Annotated in this window: 14 protein-coding genes and 1 pseudogene; 8 read left to right on the top strand and 7 right to left on the bottom strand. The window is 65.4% G+C overall.

Annotated elements, in window-relative coordinates; genetic code table 11:
- The first annotated feature begins 61 nt into the window (after window positions 1–61).
- From DP939_RS22995 to DP939_RS22980, 4 genes are all read left to right on the top strand, one after another.
- On the top strand, window positions 62–1,414 hold the full coding sequence (locus DP939_RS22995; protein WP_113982979.1) for a carotenoid oxygenase family protein: 1,353 nt from the start codon (window positions 62–64) through the stop codon (window positions 1,412–1,414).
- A gap of 237 nt (window positions 1,415–1,651) precedes the next feature.
- Window positions 1,652–2,293, top strand: coding sequence for a GNAT family N-acetyltransferase (locus DP939_RS22990; RefSeq protein ID WP_225878437.1), 642 nt, complete (start codon window positions 1,652–1,654; stop codon window positions 2,291–2,293).
- 142 nt (window positions 2,294–2,435) lie between these two features.
- The gene (locus DP939_RS22985) at window positions 2,436–3,623 is read left to right on the top strand and encodes a helix-turn-helix domain-containing protein (RefSeq protein ID WP_113982835.1); all 1,188 of its coding nucleotides are present in this window, start codon (window positions 2,436–2,438) and stop codon (window positions 3,621–3,623) included.
- 37 nt (window positions 3,624–3,660) lie between these two features.
- Window positions 3,661–4,848, top strand: coding sequence for a helix-turn-helix domain-containing protein (locus DP939_RS22980; RefSeq protein WP_113982834.1), 1,188 nt, complete (start codon window positions 3,661–3,663; stop codon window positions 4,846–4,848).
- A gap of 78 nt (window positions 4,849–4,926) precedes the next feature.
- Here DP939_RS22980 and DP939_RS22975 read toward each other — a convergent pair whose 3' ends face one another.
- Entirely contained in the window at window positions 4,927–5,160 is a 234-nt protein-coding gene (locus DP939_RS22975) for a GntR family transcriptional regulator (protein WP_199565358.1), read from the bottom strand.
- 89 nt (window positions 5,161–5,249) lie between these two features.
- Here DP939_RS22975 and DP939_RS22970 point away from each other — a divergent pair, with 89 nt between their 5' ends.
- Window positions 5,250–5,534, top strand: coding sequence for a hypothetical protein (locus DP939_RS22970; RefSeq protein ID WP_113982832.1), 285 nt, complete (start codon window positions 5,250–5,252; stop codon window positions 5,532–5,534).
- Between the two features lie 239 nt (window positions 5,535–5,773).
- On the top strand, window positions 5,774–6,007 hold the full coding sequence (locus DP939_RS22965) for a hypothetical protein (protein WP_113982831.1): 234 nt from the start codon (window positions 5,774–5,776) through the stop codon (window positions 6,005–6,007).
- Window positions 6,008–6,012: 5 nt separating this feature from the next.
- Here the strand turns inward: DP939_RS22965 and DP939_RS22960 are convergent, their stop codons facing one another.
- Window positions 6,013–7,416 carry an MFS transporter gene (locus tag DP939_RS22960; protein WP_113982830.1) on the bottom strand — a complete coding sequence of 468 codons (1,404 nt, stop codon included), beginning with the start codon at window positions 7,414–7,416 and terminating at the stop codon, window positions 6,013–6,015.
- A gap of 112 nt (window positions 7,417–7,528) precedes the next feature.
- Between DP939_RS22960 and DP939_RS22955 the strand changes: the two genes are divergently transcribed.
- Both DP939_RS22955 and DP939_RS22950 read left to right on the top strand, forming a co-directional pair.
- The gene (locus DP939_RS22955; RefSeq protein ID WP_113982829.1) at window positions 7,529–8,440 is read left to right on the top strand and encodes an RNA polymerase subunit sigma-70; all 912 of its coding nucleotides are present in this window, start codon (window positions 7,529–7,531) and stop codon (window positions 8,438–8,440) included.
- A gap of 165 nt (window positions 8,441–8,605) precedes the next feature.
- Window positions 8,606–9,194 (top strand): annotated as a pseudogene (locus DP939_RS22950) (transposase family protein).
- 317 nt (window positions 9,195–9,511) lie between these two features.
- On the opposite strand, the gene DP939_RS22945 reads toward DP939_RS22950, so the two are convergent.
- From DP939_RS22945 to DP939_RS22925, 5 genes are all read right to left on the bottom strand, one after another.
- A complete protein-coding gene (locus DP939_RS22945; protein WP_113982828.1) occupies window positions 9,512–10,072 on the bottom strand; it encodes a MauE/DoxX family redox-associated membrane protein in 561 nt (186 codons plus the stop codon).
- Window positions 10,072–10,500, bottom strand: a complete 429-nt coding sequence (locus DP939_RS22940) for a S26 family signal peptidase (RefSeq protein ID WP_113982827.1) — start codon at window positions 10,498–10,500, stop codon at window positions 10,072–10,074. Before DP939_RS22940 ends, DP939_RS22945 begins: the two co-directional genes overlap by 1 nt.
- Window positions 10,497–12,194 (bottom strand): ABC transporter ATP-binding protein, encoded by a 1,698-nt coding sequence (locus DP939_RS22935; RefSeq protein ID WP_225878436.1) that lies wholly within the window; start codon window positions 12,192–12,194, stop codon window positions 10,497–10,499. The genes DP939_RS22940 and DP939_RS22935 overlap by 4 nt, the downstream gene beginning before the upstream one ends.
- Window positions 12,195–12,450: 256 nt before the next feature.
- Window positions 12,451–13,887 (bottom strand): hypothetical protein, encoded by a 1,437-nt coding sequence (locus DP939_RS22930; protein ID WP_147268089.1) that lies wholly within the window; start codon window positions 13,885–13,887, stop codon window positions 12,451–12,453.
- 186 nt (window positions 13,888–14,073) lie between these two features.
- Window positions 14,074–14,604 (bottom strand): TlpA family protein disulfide reductase, encoded by a 531-nt coding sequence (locus tag DP939_RS22925; protein ID WP_113982825.1) that lies wholly within the window; start codon window positions 14,602–14,604, stop codon window positions 14,074–14,076.
- Window positions 14,605–15,118: the final 514 nt, after the last annotated feature.

Genomic DNA, 15,118 nt, shown 5'->3' with positions numbered 1-15,118 from the left:
TCGGAGATCTTTCCGCGCATGGTTGTCGGCGTTCCCCCAACACGTCGACAGGAGTTTCGCCATGGCCGAGAACGTCCCGCTGTACCTCGCGGGCAACAACGCGCCGGTCGCCGAGGAGGTGACGCTGGAGCCCGCCAAGGTGGTCGGTGAGATCCCCGCCGAGCTGTCCGGGCAGTTCTTCCGGAACGGGCCGAACCCGCGTACCGGCTGGTCACCGCACTCGTTCGCCGGGGACGGCATGATCCACACGGTCGCGCTGGAGGGCGGGCGGGCCCGCTGGTACCGCAACCGGTACGTGCGTACGCCGCTGTACGAGAACCCCGGCCAGTCCCGGTTCGCGCTCGCGTTCGACCCCGAGACGGGCCGGATCGACTACCGGGTGACCACCGCCAACACGCATCTGGTCGCGCACGCGGGCAGGTTGTTCGCGCTGGAGGAGGGCGGGTTCCCGTACGAGGTGACGCCCGAGCTGGCCACCATCGGCGCGTACACCTTCGACGGGGCGCTGCACACCCCGATGACCGCGCACCCGAAGACCTGCCCGATCACCGGCGAGCTGCTGTTCTTCGGCTACCGGCTGCGCCCGCCGTACCTCACGTACTACCGCGCCGACGCCGCCGGGAAGGTGGTGCAGACGCGGGTGATCGACGTGCCGAGGGCGACGATGATGCACGACTTCGCCGTCACCCGCGATCACGTGATCTTCCTGGACCTGCCGGTGATCTTCGACGCGGCACAGGCCGCCGCCGGTGGGCCGCCGTGGCGGTGGGACGACGGCCACCGGGCCAGGTTCGGCGTACTGCCGCGTACGGCCGGCGACGACGCGCCCGTGCGCTGGTACGACGTCGCGCCGTGCTACGTCTGGCACACCATGAACGCCTTCGAGGACCCCGCCACCGGCACCATCACGATCACCGGCACCCGGGTGCCGTCGCTGTGGCGCGAAGGCCCCGAGGACGTCGGCGGCGGCCTGCCCACGTTGTACCGCTGGACCCTGGACCCGCGTACCGGCACGGTCACCGAGGCCGCCATCGACGACGCGCCCAGCGAGTTCCCCCGGGTCGCCGACAGCGCGATCGGCCTGCCGCACCGGTACGGCTACACCGCCAGTTTCGCCCTTGCGGCCGAGCCGGAGCGATCCGAGATCTACGCCTACGACCTGGCCGACGGCGGCGTACGGGCGGTGCACCGCTTCCCGTCCGGGCAGACGTGCGGCGAGGCCGTGTTCGTCGCGGCGGGCAGCGCGGCCGGGGAGAACGACGGTTACCTGATGACCTTCGTCCACGACCGGGCCACCGACCGCAGCCATCTGGCCATCCTGAACGCCGCCGACCTGGCCGCGCCGCCACTGGCCGAGGTACACGTCCCGGTACGTGTCCCGGCGGGCTTCCACGGCAACTGGATACCGGCATGAACCCGATCAAATGCCGCCATAAGTTGTAACCTGATCAATGACGGTCCGGTGTCAACTCGCGATACTTGGGGGTTTCCAGTGACGGGTCTCGCGGACTCGATCGAATCAGTCGAGCAGCTCGCTTCCGGCTGGCTGCCCATTGTGCTCGACCGTAATCCGGACGCGGATGTACGCGACCTTCCCGGCATCTCCATACGCTGGGCGGACTCGCCATTTCCATTCTGGAACACCGTCGCATTGACCGATATCGGCGCGGACCCCGAGCTGACCAGGCGGCGACTAAACCAGGCCGCCGAGGTCATGCGCGCCAAGGAACGCCCGGGGTCCCTGCTGGTCTTCGAGGACCTGCTGGACGGCGACGCGCGTACCGCGCTGCCGATCATCGCCGGGCAGGCGGGCCTGGAGCTGTCGTCGTCGGGGGTCGGCATGGCCGGGGACCTGCTCCCCATCACCGAGCCCGCGCACCCCGACCTCACGTTCGTACGCGTGAGCACCGGCGCGCACGTCGAAGCCTATGCCGACCTCAACGCGCGCGCCCATGGGTTCCCGGAGGAGGCGGCGCGGGCCGGGTTCACCGGTTCCGCGCTGTGGACGAGTGAGATCCGGGCCTACCTGGGCCTGCGCGACGGGGTGCCGGTGACGTGCGCCGGTACGGTCGAAGCGGACGGCCGGCTGTTCGTCGTGGCCGTCGCCACCGACCCGGCGTGGCAGCGCCGGGGGTACGCCGAGGCCGTCACGCGCAAGGCCCTGTACGAGGGCGGCGAGGCCACCGGCCTGACCCGCGCCACCCTGCACGCAACCGCCGCCGGAGCGCCGGTTTACACCCGTATCGGATTCAAGCCGAATTCACCAATCGGGTTTTACAGCCTGAAGGGCTAGCACTTCGGATATCTGCTGTTAAAGGTGTGATCCAGGGTTTTCCGTACAAGCTTTTCGCCATTTTCTCGAACCCCTGGTATACCAAGGCCCCTGACCGTAACCTGATGCTGTCAAGACGCCAGGAAGGGTCAGGGGCCGGGCCATGCATGACGCGAACACAGGCGACGCCATTCGTCGCGAGCGGGAACGGCGTAACATGAGCACCATCGCCCTCGCGACTCGTGTGGGATGTACCGTCCGCTACGTCGAACTCGTCGAGAACGGCCGGCGGACGCCGAGCCTGCCGATGCTGCGCGAGATCGCCAAGGTGCTGGGCGTACGGACCGCCATCCTCGTCGGCGAAGCACCCCGGGAGACGCACGAGCCAGGACGCCCGCAGATCACGGATGTCGAACGGGCGCTGTTCGCCTACCGGACCTTGATCCAGGACGTCGAGCCACCGACGGCGGAACATCTCGCCGAGCGGGTCACGGCCACCCGGGCCACCTGGAATGCCTCGCCACACCGCTACACCGAAACGCTTCGCGTGCTCCCCGGCCTGATCACCGATACCGAACGCCTCGTACGCGATGGCCGGCGGGCGGCCTTCCGGGTGGCGGCCGACACCTACTCCCTCACTCGTAGCGTGTTCCGGCTATTGGGCCGGCTCGACCTCGTCCATCTGGCGGCGGAGCGGTCGATGCGATACGCCGAAGAGTCTGCCGACCCCCTGATGATCGCGTTGGCCCATGTCAATCTCGGCCAGGCACTGCTCTCCGATGGCATGCCTCAGCTCGCCTACGAGACGGCGCTGGGCGGCATCGAAGAGTTCGAGCCGCACGTCGGCGACGGCGGTCAGCGGCACATCCGCGCGCTAGGTTCGCTGACCTTGACGGCGGCGACCAGCGCGGCCCTCGCCGGTGACCGCGAACGCGGCCGGGAACTGCTCCGCACCGATGCCCGCCGCCTGGCCGAACGCGTGGACGCCAGCGATGTCTACGACCCCTTGTTCTTCTCGCCGACCAATGTGGCGATTCATGTGTGCGGATTGGAGTATGACGCGGGCAACTCCGAAAGCGTGTTGCGATACTCCGAGGACGTGGACATCAGCACGACCCCGAGCCTGGAACGGCGCACCACACACCTGTCTCACGTCGTGCGGGCCTGCGAGGACACCGGCGACGACGCGGGCTGCCTGCTGCACCTGACGCGGATCGAACGAGAGAGCCCCGAGGAACTGGACCACCGGACCACGCTCAGGGAGACGGTGCACTCGCTGGTACGCCGGGCAAGGCCGTCATGGGCGGCGGAGGTACGACGCCTCGCCGGGCGGCACGCGATCCCCTGCTGATCCGAACCCCAAGCACCCCAGGAAGGGGTCAAGGACAATGCATGACGCGAACACAGGCGACGCCATCCGCCACGAAAGAGATCGGCGAGGCATGAGTACCACCGCCCTCGCAACCCGAGTGGGATGTACCGTCCGCTACATCGAACTTGTCGAGAACGGCCAGCGGACGCCGAGCCTGCCGATGCTGCGCGAGATCGCCAAGGTGCTGGGCGTGCGGACCGCCATCCTGGTCGGCGAGGCCCCCAGGGAGACACACGAGCCAGGACGTCCCCAGATCGCCGACATCGAGCGCGCGTTGCACACGTACCGGACCATGATCAAGGACGTCGAATCGCCGACCGTGGAACAGCTTGTCGAACGGGTGAACGCCGCCCGTGCCACCTACTTCGGTTCGCCGCATCGCTACACCGAGACGCTTCGCCTGCTGCCCGCGCTGATCACCGACACCGAGCGCCTTGTACGTGACGGGCAGCGAGCCGCCTACCGGGTGGCGGCCGACACCTACTTCCTGGCGCGCACCGCGTTCAAACAAATAGGCCGAATCGACCTCTCGCACCTGGCGGCGCATCGTGCGATGCAATACGCGGAGGAGACGGGCGACCCACTGATGGTCGCATGGAGCTACTGGGGGCTCGGGCAGGCGCTGGCCGCCGATGACATGCCGCAACTCGCCTACGAGACGGTGCTGCACGGCATCGAGAAGTTCGAGCCTGTGGTCGGCGACGGCGACCAGCGGCACATTCGCGCACTCGGTGCCCTGACCCAACTCGCGGCCATCAGCGTGGCCCGCACCGGAGACCGCGAGCGCGGCAAAGAGCTGCTTCGCACCGACGCCCGCCGGCTGGCCGAACGCGTGGACGGCAGCGACGTTTACGAGATCGCGTTCTTCTCCCCCACGAATGTGGCGATTCACGCGTGCTCGCTGGAATACGACGCACGCAAAGCAGACAACGTGCTGCGATACGCCGCAGATGTGGATATTCGTAAGACACCGAGCCTGGAGCGGCGCACCACACACCTGTGTGAGATCGTCCGGTCCTGCGAGGACATCGGCGACGACGCGGGGTGCCTGCTGCATCTGATGCGGATCGAGCGGGAGTGCCCCGAGGAGTTCGATCACAAGATACTGCTCAGAGAAGTGGTGCAGTCACTGGTACGCCGGGCCAGGCCGTCGTGGGCGACGGAAATACGGCAGCTCGCCAAGCGGCACGAGATCCTCTGCTGACCAGGGACGAACACAGAGTTCGTCACCCTGCGATTCGGTCACATCGCATAGCGTGACCGTAGAGTGTGACCTATGAGCCTACTTCGGTGTGACGTAGCTCCCGCGCTGCGGCATCGTGACGATCAGGCCCTCATCGCGAAGGACCTCGACCGCTCGCCGGGCCGTGGCGCGGGCGACCTCGAACTCCTGCTGGAGGTGCTGCTCGCTGGGCAGTACCTGACCCGGGGCGTACCGGCCGCTCTTGATCCGCTCGCGCAGTACGCCCGCGATCTGGAGGTAGATCGGCGTCGGGTCGAAACGATCGACGGTCACGGACGGCAACGTATGACACGTCCTGCACGCGCCTGTCATGCGCTACGTCCTATACGTATAGAACGTCTAGCACGTAAGAGGTCGCGGCCATGATGGTTCTGGGCGATGAGCGGTTGTTCGTGGTCTGGGAGGTGGATGGCGGCGACCGTGGGGCGGGCGGCGTCACCAGGGACGAGGCCGCCGCCGAGAAGGACATGCTGGCCAAGCTGGACACCTACCCGCAGGGGCGGGGGCGGGTCCGGTACGCGTGCCTGGCTCCCGCGACGCGTGGGGCGATCTACGACTACCGGTACGGCACCACGCTGGTCACCGCGCACCGGGGCAACGGCGTGACGGTCTCCGTGGCCGGGGACGCGTGGGAGTCCATCACATGAGCGGGTACGACGGCGTGGTGAGGGTGCGGGCGCCGTCGTACCGTACGGCGGGCCGTCGGGAGCCCGCCCGGCGCGGGTGGGCGGATGCCGCTCCTCCCGCCCGCGCCGACTGAAACGACACAGACCGCGCGGCGGCCCTCCTTCCCATCACCCCCGGGCCGTACCGCGCCGGCGCGGGCGGGCGCCATGGCCCCACCCCTGGCACCGCCCGCCCGCGCCCCTTCACGAAAGGCGGTGCGATGGACGAGCTGAGCCCTTCGGAACGTGCCCACCTGGCCGCGATCGAGAGCACCTACCCCGGCTGGCACATCTACATACGAGACGGATGGTGGTGGGCGAGCAAACACGTCCCGCCCACCAGAGAACAGAAGGCCGCCGGGGCGCTGTCCGAGTTCGCCCGGCAGGGGCCGTACGAGCTGGTGGCCGCGCTGACCGTCCAGCTCGGCATCCTGGCCCGGATGGGCGCGGCCTGAAGCCGTCAGCCACGGGCCCGGCCCGGTAGGGCCAGGGCGACGAGGAGACCGAGGGCCGCGCAGGCGAAACAGGCCCAGAAGGCGGCCTGGAAGCCGGTCGTGAGCGCGGCCGGGCCGGGACCGTGGGTGAAGGCGACGGCGACGGAGGAGACCACGGCGGTACCGAGCGCACCGCCGATCCAGAACGCCATGTTGCTGATGCCCGAGGCCAGGCCCGCGTCGTCCTCCCGTACTCCGGTCAGGGCGGCGACGGTGGCCGCCACGAAGGTCGTACCGACGGCGGTGCCGAAGACGAGCAGGCCCCAGAAGAGGTCGCCGAAGTAGCTTCCGTCGGCCGAGACGCCGGTCATCAGCAGCGAGCCGAGCACGAAGAGGGCCATACCGCCCACGGCCGCCGTCCGGTGGCCGATCCTGCCGATGAACGAACCGGTGAGGTTGGCGGACAGAAGGTCCATCAGGGCGTAGGCGAGGGTGCCGAGTCCGAAGATCACGGGAGTGAACTGGAGCACCTGCTGGGCGTACAGCGAGACGATCACATTGAAGCCGAGCAGCAGCATGCCGACCAGGACCATCAGCAGGTTGCCGCCGACCAGGGGGCCGTTGGCGAACAGGCGGGGCGGCACCAGGGGGGCCTTCGCGCGGCGTTCGATGATGACGAACAGGGCGAGCAGCAGTGCGGCGGCGGCGAGGGCGATGATCGCGCGCGGGGTGGTCCAGCCGGAGGAGGGCACCTCGACCACGGCGAAGATGATCAGTACGAATGAGGCCGTGCTGGTCACTGCGCCGCCGACGTCGAACCCGCCGGGGCCGGTGGCGCGGCTCTCGCGCAGCAGTACGGGGGTCAGGGCCAGCATGGCCACCGCGACCGGCACGTTGATGAAGAAGATCCACTGCCAGCCGAGCACGTCGGTGAGCACCCCGCCGACCAGCAACGCGGCGGTCGCGCCGAACGCGCCGGTGCCGGTCCAGATCGCCAGCGCCCGGTTGCGTTCCGGGCCTTCCGCGAACGTGGTCGTCACCAGGGCGAGCGCGGTGGGCGACAGCACGGCCGCCGAGACGCCCTGTACGACCCGGGCGGCGATCAGCGCACCGCCGTTCCCGGCGAGGCCGCAGGCGAGCGAGGAGAGCAGGAACAACACCACCCCGGCGAGGAACAGCCTGCGGTGCCCGAGCAGGTCGGCCACCCGGCCGACGAGCAGCAACAGGCCGCCGAAGCCGAGTAGGTACGCGCTGAGCACCCATTGCAGCGCCGAGGCGTCGAGCCCGAGGTCGGCCTGGATGGAGGGGAGGGCAAGGATGACGATCTGCCCGTCCAGAGCGACCATGAAGAAAGCTGCACACAGGAGGGCAAGCGCGGGCCATCGGTATCGAGTCAGGCGGGGAGCGGGCAGTGGGGGCGTCTGAGTCATACTGCTGGAGACCACCGAAGCCGGTGAAAATCGCCGCGCGACGTACGACGAATCCACCCCGTCCGGGCGGTCCTAACCCAGGACGAGTTTCACAAGGGGGAGGACGCGAGCCATGACACCACAGGACCGCACCGACTTTGCGGCGTTGATCGACGAGCACCGGCAGGAGTTGCTGGTGCATTGCCGGCGCATTCTCGGTTCGGCGCACGAGGCAGAAGACCTCGTTCAGGAGACCTACCTGCGTGCGTGGCGAGCGTACGACGGCTTCCAAGGGCGGTCGTCGGTGCAGAGTTGGTTGTACCGGATCGCCACCAACGCCTGCCTGAACTCGATCGAGAGCCGGGGACGCCGCCCGCTCCCCGCCGAGACGGCGGAGCCGGGGCGGGCGGCCGAGGTGGTGTTCGGGGCGGTGCCCGCCGACCCGGCCGTGGTGACCGAGACGCGGGCCGGAGTACGGCTGGCGGTCGCGGCCACCTGGCGGCACCTGACCCCGAAGCAGCGGGCCGTACTGATCCTGCGTGACGTGCTGAACTGGCCCGCCGCCGAGGTGGCCGTGGCGCTCGGCACCACCAGCGCGGCCGTCCACAGCACGCTCCTCCGTGCCAGAGCGCGCATGTCGGAGGCGGCCCCCGAGCCCGACGAGATCGCTGAACCGCACGACGCCTGCCGCCGCGACCTGCTCGACCGCTACGTCAGCGCGTTCGAGAACGCCGACGCGCCCGCCCTGACCCGCCTGCTCACCGAGGACGCGGTCTGCGAACTGACCTCGTCCAAGCTCACCGGGCGGGAGGCCATTAGCCGATTCCTCGCGAACGAGTGCCCGGCGTTCGGCACCTGCCGGATGGTCCCCACCACCTACGCGGGCCGCCCCGCCTTCGCCACCTACGCGCCCGGCCCGGACGGCCGGTACCGCGCGTACTCCGTCGAGACCCTCACCCTCACCCCGGCGGGCATCACCCGGATCGTCTCCCACCAGAACACGGACGCGTTCCGCGCGCTCGGCCTGCCACTGATCCACCGGTGATGGGAGCACTGTCCGGATGCGGACAGTGAGCCCTTTTCATCCTCGGAGTGAGGAACCTGCCGATCACAGGGTGATCGCGGGTGCGGCGTTGACCTGGCGACATAGAGAAGCCTCTGGTAGACGGGTTGATCACCGCAATCACGTTCGCCGAACCGGGGGCCTTGGATGCTGTTCTATCGTGCCACCGTCGATTTGTCCTCCCAGACCCTCAACTACGTGGCCGGAATCATCCGGCGCCACCATAGGGCGATCCGCTCGCCATGGCGGCGGCTCACCCCGGGCCGCCAAGCCCTGCTGGTCCTGGCCTGATCCGTACCGACCGGATCAAGGCCGACCGGCCCTACTACTCCGGCAAGCACCGGGTGCACGGCATGAACGTACAGGTGATCGCCTCACCCGACGGGACGATCCTGCAGACCTCCACGCCTTGCCGGGTAGCACGCATGGCCTGAGCGCTGCCCGGATCCGGGGCATCCTGCGCGCGCTGGAACAGGTCGGCATCCTCGTCCTGGCGGACAAGGGCTACCAGGGTGCCGACGGCATGGTGGTCACGCCATACCGGGGCAAGGACAAGCCGGAGTCGCAGAAGCGGGCCAACCGGGCACACGCCCATCTACGCGGTCCGGGAGAGCGGGCCAATGCCCGGCTCAAGAGCTGGGCCCTCCTGCGCAAGCTGCGGTGCAGCCCGAGCAAGGCCGGTCATCTGTGCAAGGCCATCGCGGTACTCCAGAACTACGAAGCCGCCCAAGGATGAAAAGGTTCACTGAGCAATGGCAGTGATGCCGGTCATTTGGAAGCCAGCGCGTGCTCGCCGCACTGGGACAAGGATCTCCGCCATATTTGTACCGAACGCACAGTGACCCTTCGCTCGCCGATGATGTCCTTCTGTGGTCCTCCCGCGTGAATCGTTCAGCCCCCTGGATCCGTAATCGCTCGCGGAAGGCCTGACACTCGGCGGTCAGCCCGCCATCCTGCACATACCTCATAATGATGGCGTACCTCATGGATCAGGATCCGCCAGCCCTCCGCGACACCACACTTTCAACCATCAGCAGCTGACCGATCTGCGAGTCAGTATGAGTTACCTGTATTTTCGGGCGGCGTATTATCGCCGATAAAGAGATCCACTAAATCATCCATAACGATCACCAGAATGGCAACGACCGCTCCGGCGGCCAGTGCAAACCCGGACCACTCCAGAGACATCTCCCCGAAATGGGCTGTCATACTCCAGCCGCCCGCCCCTGCGAGTATGGCAAGCAGTAGATTTCTGATCACGTGCCGCGCCGAGAACGGCGCGCTCTGCCTGCCGAAGCAGGGACATGGCGCGCGTGTCCCACCCTTCAACACAATGACAATAACGATGGCGAACGCCACCATGAGCAAGCCGGCGAGGGCGAATCCGGCTATGGCCGACCTGGGGCCAAAGACGGCGGAGGCGAGGATAAGAGTGGCTGCTGCCAGCTCAGCCCATGCCAGTATTGCAGCCGTTACAGGGGCTAACCGGGTGGGAATGACTCGGAACGACGTGATCGCATCAGCGAACGCGCGTGGATCTCTGACTTTGGCGGTTCCTGCGTAACCCAGGACGCCCGCAAGTATTGCCCCGCAAAACAGCGCAACGTACCCCATTAGTGTCCCATCTTCCTGATCACGAATGCCACCAGGCGCTCGACCGGGATCGCTCCGAAGTTTCTGGAGTCGTAGCTGCGGGTCGGGTTGTCGCCCAGGACGAGCACATGCCCCTGGGGCACCACACCGCCCGGGACCACGCCATCCGGCAGTCCCTTGGGAACGGGCTGCCCTGCCACGGCCACCACCCGCTTGATCAGAAATGATGCTGGCCTTCGGTCCTGTGGGTTGTGCAACACGACCACCTGTCCCGGTCGGGGGGCTGCTTTGCGGGTGAAGCGCACGGTGAGCAGACGGTCCCCATCGGAGTAGGTCGGCTGCATGCTCGATCCGGTGACGTCAGTGACCAGCAGACGCCGCCGAATGACAGCCAAGATCACAGCCCCCAGTGCGACGCCCGCAATCAATGGCCATCGACGCATCGTCATACTGCTTTCTGCCTGGAGGTGTAACCGGACGCCTGTAGCGTGAACAGGCTCGCATAAAGGCCGTCTGCCTGCATCAACTCCTCGTGGGTGCCCTGCTCTACGATCCGGCCCTCATCCAGGACTGCCAGCAGATCGGCGTCCCGCACGGCGTTGAGCCGGTGGGAGATGAGCAAGCTGGTGCTGCCGCGCCGGTGTTCGGCTAGTCTCAGATGGATCTCGGCCTCAGCCTCGGGATCCAATCCCGCGCTGGGCTCATCCAGGATCAGCAGATCCCGGTGGCGGCGAAGCATGGCGCGCGCCAGTGCTACCCGCTGCGCCTGGCCGCCAGAAAGAAACACCCCAGTCGACGGGTCGTCCTTGTCTGCGTTGCTGTAGAAGGCCCGGGTCAGCAGCGTGTCGTATCCCCAGCGCAGCCCGGCCAGTTCCTGATGGATCCCGGCCCGCTGCGCGGCGCGGTGGATGCTCTCCCGGTCTGCCATGAGCGGCAGGTCCCCGACTCCGATATTCTCCGCTGCCGAAAAGTCGTAGATCACAAAGTCCTGGAAGACCGCGCCGATACGCTGTCGCAGCTCGGCCGGACTTAACAACCGGATGTCGGTCCCGTCCCATAAGACGGCCCCGCGCTGCGGATCATAAAAGCGACACAACAGTTTCACCAGTGTGCTCTTACCGGATCCGTTGCGCCCGACTAATCCGACCGCCCGGCCGGCCGGGATGGTGAGGTTCACCCCGCGCAGTACCCATGGATGCTCAGAGCTATAGCGAAACCACACATCCCGCAGCTCGATCGCCGTACTCAGCGAGATCATCGCGGCGGGCGGACCTGTGGCTGGCAAATCAGGAGAAGCAGACTCCACCTGGGTGAAATGCTCAAACATCGACAGCTGGTGGTGGGTCTGGGCCGCTTGGGTGACCAGACTAGCCAACGCACCCTGCACGGCCACCACCGCGGCAATGAACATCGACACATCCCCCACCGTGAGCATGCCTCCGCTGGCTGCGGTGATCGCCCAGATCAGCCCGAGGCCGGAAATCGCCGCCGACAGAACCCCCAGCGCCGCCTGAACGACCAGTTCGCGCCTGTCATTTTCGCGCCTGGCAGCGTCGCCCATACGCCGCTCGGCCAGCATCCGACCGTGTAAGAAGGCGCCGATCCCGAACAGCCGCACCTCTTTAGCAGTACCGGGGCTGGACATGAGGTCGGCGTAGAAAGACTCTCGCCGTTCGGCCGGGCTGACCTGAGCCAGCATGGCGGCCCTGCGGCGTGACAGCGCGATCTCCGCCGCCAGAGCCGGAACGGCACTCAACAGCACCACCGTAGCCATGATCGGGCTGATCATTACGATCGCACCAAGGAAACCCCCCACGGTGAGCACTCCACCCAACATCCCCAGACCGCCCTCAACCACTTGGCCCGGGGTTTTGTCGCCGAACCGCCCGGCTAGGTTGAGCCGGTCCAAAAAAACGGGATCTTCAAAGCGCGCCAGGCCCGGTAGCCGATTCACCGCGGAGTAGAGCCGATCCCGCGCTAGCATCCCCGTGCGACGTCCCAGCTCCAACCGCAGGTATCTGCCCACATCCGGGATCATCCCTAGCGCCAGACCAAGGCCCATAAGCGTAATGGCCAGCCACAGCACCTGGCCACCGGCCAGGATGGCCTCCAGCACCAACTTGGTAAGCCAGGCGACGCCCACTGGCGCTATGGAACCTACAACGGTAAGGAGCAGCAGCAGTACTACGATGAGCGCACCGGATCGCCAGGCTATCGCGGCAGCCGGAACCATAAGAGTCAGCGGCGCCCACCACCGCTCCTGGGGGCTCATCACCTGCCCCACACCCCTGGCGGCAGTCTGACGCTCGCGAGCTGTCTGGTTTCGGAGATGCCGAGCTCCTGGAAAAACACACCACAGGAACGCCCAACCACATCAGCGGTACCTAAATCTATGAGCATCATGATGACTTCTTCCGCCATAATCCCAAGAGGTCATGCACTGCCAGTGCTGCCGCAAGGGACAGAAGTGGAATGGCGGGCAACACGTACCGGTGATCGAAGTCAAGCACCATAACCGGCCCTACGAGCAGGAACATCCCAGCCGCCCATGGCACCAGCGCACGCCGGGGACGACACACGAGTCCCGCAGTTCCAACAAGCACGATCAGCAGCTTGAGTGGCCCATGAAGATAGCCAACGTACTGGTACCTGACAAGAATCGAGGCGTACGGATCAACCGAGCGAAGCGTACCGATCGCCGGGTCATACCGCTCGCGTACTGAATCCAGCAGAGGGTTGTCAGGAGTCACCCAAGACCCCAGCCCGAACCCGTAGGCAGGTGTCGTCCTCTTGGGATGCGCGATCGGGGTTAAGGCAAACGCTATCGATGTATCCTGCGTGACATTCCAGAGGTAATCCAGAGGCTGCGCAAGAATCGCGCGCAGAGCGAACCTTGCCGCTAGCCTATCCCGCATTTCCGTATCTCCTGCGTAGCGGTTCAGCGCCGAGCCCGGATCCCAGACGTACTCGGAGGCTGCGTCTTTAACAATGCCGTTCGGGCAGAATGCAGCCTCATCTGCAGGTGGGTTGATGATCGAGCAATCGGCAAAAGTCATCACCCTTGCCCACAGTAGAGCGCCAGTATTACCGCCAGTGAGGGAGAAGCTCCCATGCGCCTGCAAGAACCAGACGCCGTGCCCAGCAATGGGGAGCATGGCTGCAGCAGCGAATATCCCCAGCCTTCTCCACCCAACACTACGCCCCAAGGCCAAGCAGAGGATAATCAGGCAGATCAGGGGTAATGCGATCGTTCTCACGACCGACGCACTCCCGAGCAGCAGCCCCGCCAGTAGCACATGTCGAACGGTGAGGTGCATAGGCCAGAGCAGAGCAACGACACCGGCAACCACCAGCAGGATAAAAAGCGCGTCAGAGAGAATCGCGTGCTCAAGACGAAGAAAGGAGGCATCGAGCAACTGCGGGGCGATGGCAATAGCCGCAATGACGTCCGAAACCCCCTTGCGACGTAAGAGCATGTAGATAATAAGCCCGACCGAGAGCCCCATAAGATGCTGAACCACTGCGATAAAAGCCGTGCTTCCCATCGGCCAAAGTAACCATAAAAAGAGTGGATAGCCTCCGGGCTGCCACCCTTGCTCTGGCCGGAGCTCCATTGCCGCATTTAGATAGGTAAAAGAGTCGAACCAGTAGATCCATGCAGGCCTATATCCAAGGACAGTGAATGCTCGCAATAACAAGGCTATAGTCAGCACTAACAAGAGCCAGCGGTGCCGACCAAGCCACGCTAAGACCTTTTTGCCCGTCTTCTCGCGGCCGATAAACCCGGGTAAGCTAATATCATCCTGGCTCGCAGAGGTGAACTCAGAAGAGGTCATACGGTCCCAGAGATTCGAGTGATCAATGCTATCAACAAATACGGTGCGTGACTTCGGAGCCCGTTTTAACTGCGCTCGACAACCTGCGCCGGCAGGGTTGCCCCCATGTCGCCACTGTGGATTACCCCCAACCGACACCCGATGGTATCTGAGATGCCAAGGCCCGCGAGGGAATTTTGAGTGGACTCACAACGCGGCAGCAGCATCCAAATCTACATCGATCTCGCTGACGACGAGGTTCCCGCCCTCGCTCCTCAGTCGCACAGTGGTAGGATAGCTGCTAACTTGAAACGCTGCAGCGATTTCGCCTTTGAACTCCTCTGTAGCGACCGTGCAGACAGGCGCTAGTTGCGAAACGAACTCACTTGAATCGCGCTCTTGCCCGACGACGACTGCGAGGACATCATGTTTCGCAAGCTGCTGCTGGATGACGTAGTTGACAAATCGAGGAAGTTTAGTACGGCACGGTTCACACTCGTTGGAGAAGAATGCGACCAAAGTCTCCCGTCCAGCGAGCGACTTTGGCGTGATCGAGTGTCCCGTCGTAGCGGCACCAGCGAAATCTCCAACGACCGCCCCCACCGTGGGCCCTGGCTGCTGGTGACGCAGTGACTCCAACACGGTATGCTGATCGCGGAGGCGCCGCACGACGCCTATCGTGAGGATCACGTTGAGAAGGGTGACAAGCGCAATAGCTGCGACGATCGACGAGAGCATATCGATGACCTCTCCATTCGACGCTGTACAATGGAGCGGTTGGCTGGAGGAATCTTGCGCATTCCTCCAGCCAACCGCCTACAACTGATCTTGATACGAAGTTACGCGTACGTGTTGCATTTGATGTCCCAGCAGCCGCAGCCGCTGGCACAGGTAGCACAGCAAGCAGCTCCACCACACTGGTGGCACGAGCCCCAGCACTTCTTGTAATCCGGCCCGCAACCGGCATCTGCCTCGATCGCAGGAACAAATCTGCTGAGCAGTTTCGTACCTACGGCTTCCAGTGCCTCGTAGATCTTCATGTTTCCTCCTCTCGCTTGACTAACGATGGCCCTCAATGCAATTAGGACGATATCTCCTGAGGCAGGGTGCCGCAAGACGCCTCGATGCAGTTAGTCCCCGCCGCGGCGTCTCTTCCCTTTGCCGCCCATTTGGTAATCTCTCCTGCCAATATGATCTTGCACGTCACCGCGTTGCGACAGGCGGAGAGTGTCAATCGATTAACCCAATGGGT

Origin of the sequence: Spongiactinospora rosea (genome assembly GCF_003315795.1) — a bacterium.
GTDB classification, from domain to species: domain Bacteria; phylum Actinomycetota; class Actinomycetes; order Streptosporangiales; family Streptosporangiaceae; genus Spongiactinospora; species Spongiactinospora rosea.
Note: the sequence above shows the minus strand (reverse complement) of the source record. Positions and strands in the feature narration are given on the sequence as shown.

Coding starts and splice junctions, on each gene's coding strand:
- DP939_RS22925 (WP_113982825.1), bottom strand. CDS start 14,604: ATGCTCTCGTCGATCGTCGCAGCTATTGCGCTTGTCACCCTTCTCAAC.
- DP939_RS22995 (WP_113982979.1), top strand. CDS start 62: ATGGCCGAGAACGTCCCGCTGTACCTCGCGGGCAACAACGCGCCGGTC.
- DP939_RS22930 (WP_147268089.1), bottom strand. CDS start 13,887: ATGACCTCTTCTGAGTTCACCTCTGCGAGCCAGGATGATATTAGCTTA.
- DP939_RS22945 (WP_113982828.1), bottom strand. CDS start 10,072: ATGGGGTACGTTGCGCTGTTTTGCGGGGCAATACTTGCGGGCGTCCTG.
- DP939_RS22940 (WP_113982827.1), bottom strand. CDS start 10,500: ATGACGATGCGTCGATGGCCATTGATTGCGGGCGTCGCACTGGGGGCT.
- DP939_RS22965 (WP_113982831.1), top strand. CDS start 5,774: ATGGACGAGCTGAGCCCTTCGGAACGTGCCCACCTGGCCGCGATCGAG.
- DP939_RS22955 (WP_113982829.1), top strand. CDS start 7,529: ATGACACCACAGGACCGCACCGACTTTGCGGCGTTGATCGACGAGCAC.
- DP939_RS22970 (WP_113982832.1), top strand. CDS start 5,250: ATGATGGTTCTGGGCGATGAGCGGTTGTTCGTGGTCTGGGAGGTGGAT.
- DP939_RS22980 (WP_113982834.1), top strand. CDS start 3,661: ATGCATGACGCGAACACAGGCGACGCCATCCGCCACGAAAGAGATCGG.
- DP939_RS22960 (WP_113982830.1), bottom strand. CDS start 7,416: ATGACTCAGACGCCCCCACTGCCCGCTCCCCGCCTGACTCGATACCGA.
- DP939_RS22985 (WP_113982835.1), top strand. CDS start 2,436: ATGCATGACGCGAACACAGGCGACGCCATTCGTCGCGAGCGGGAACGG.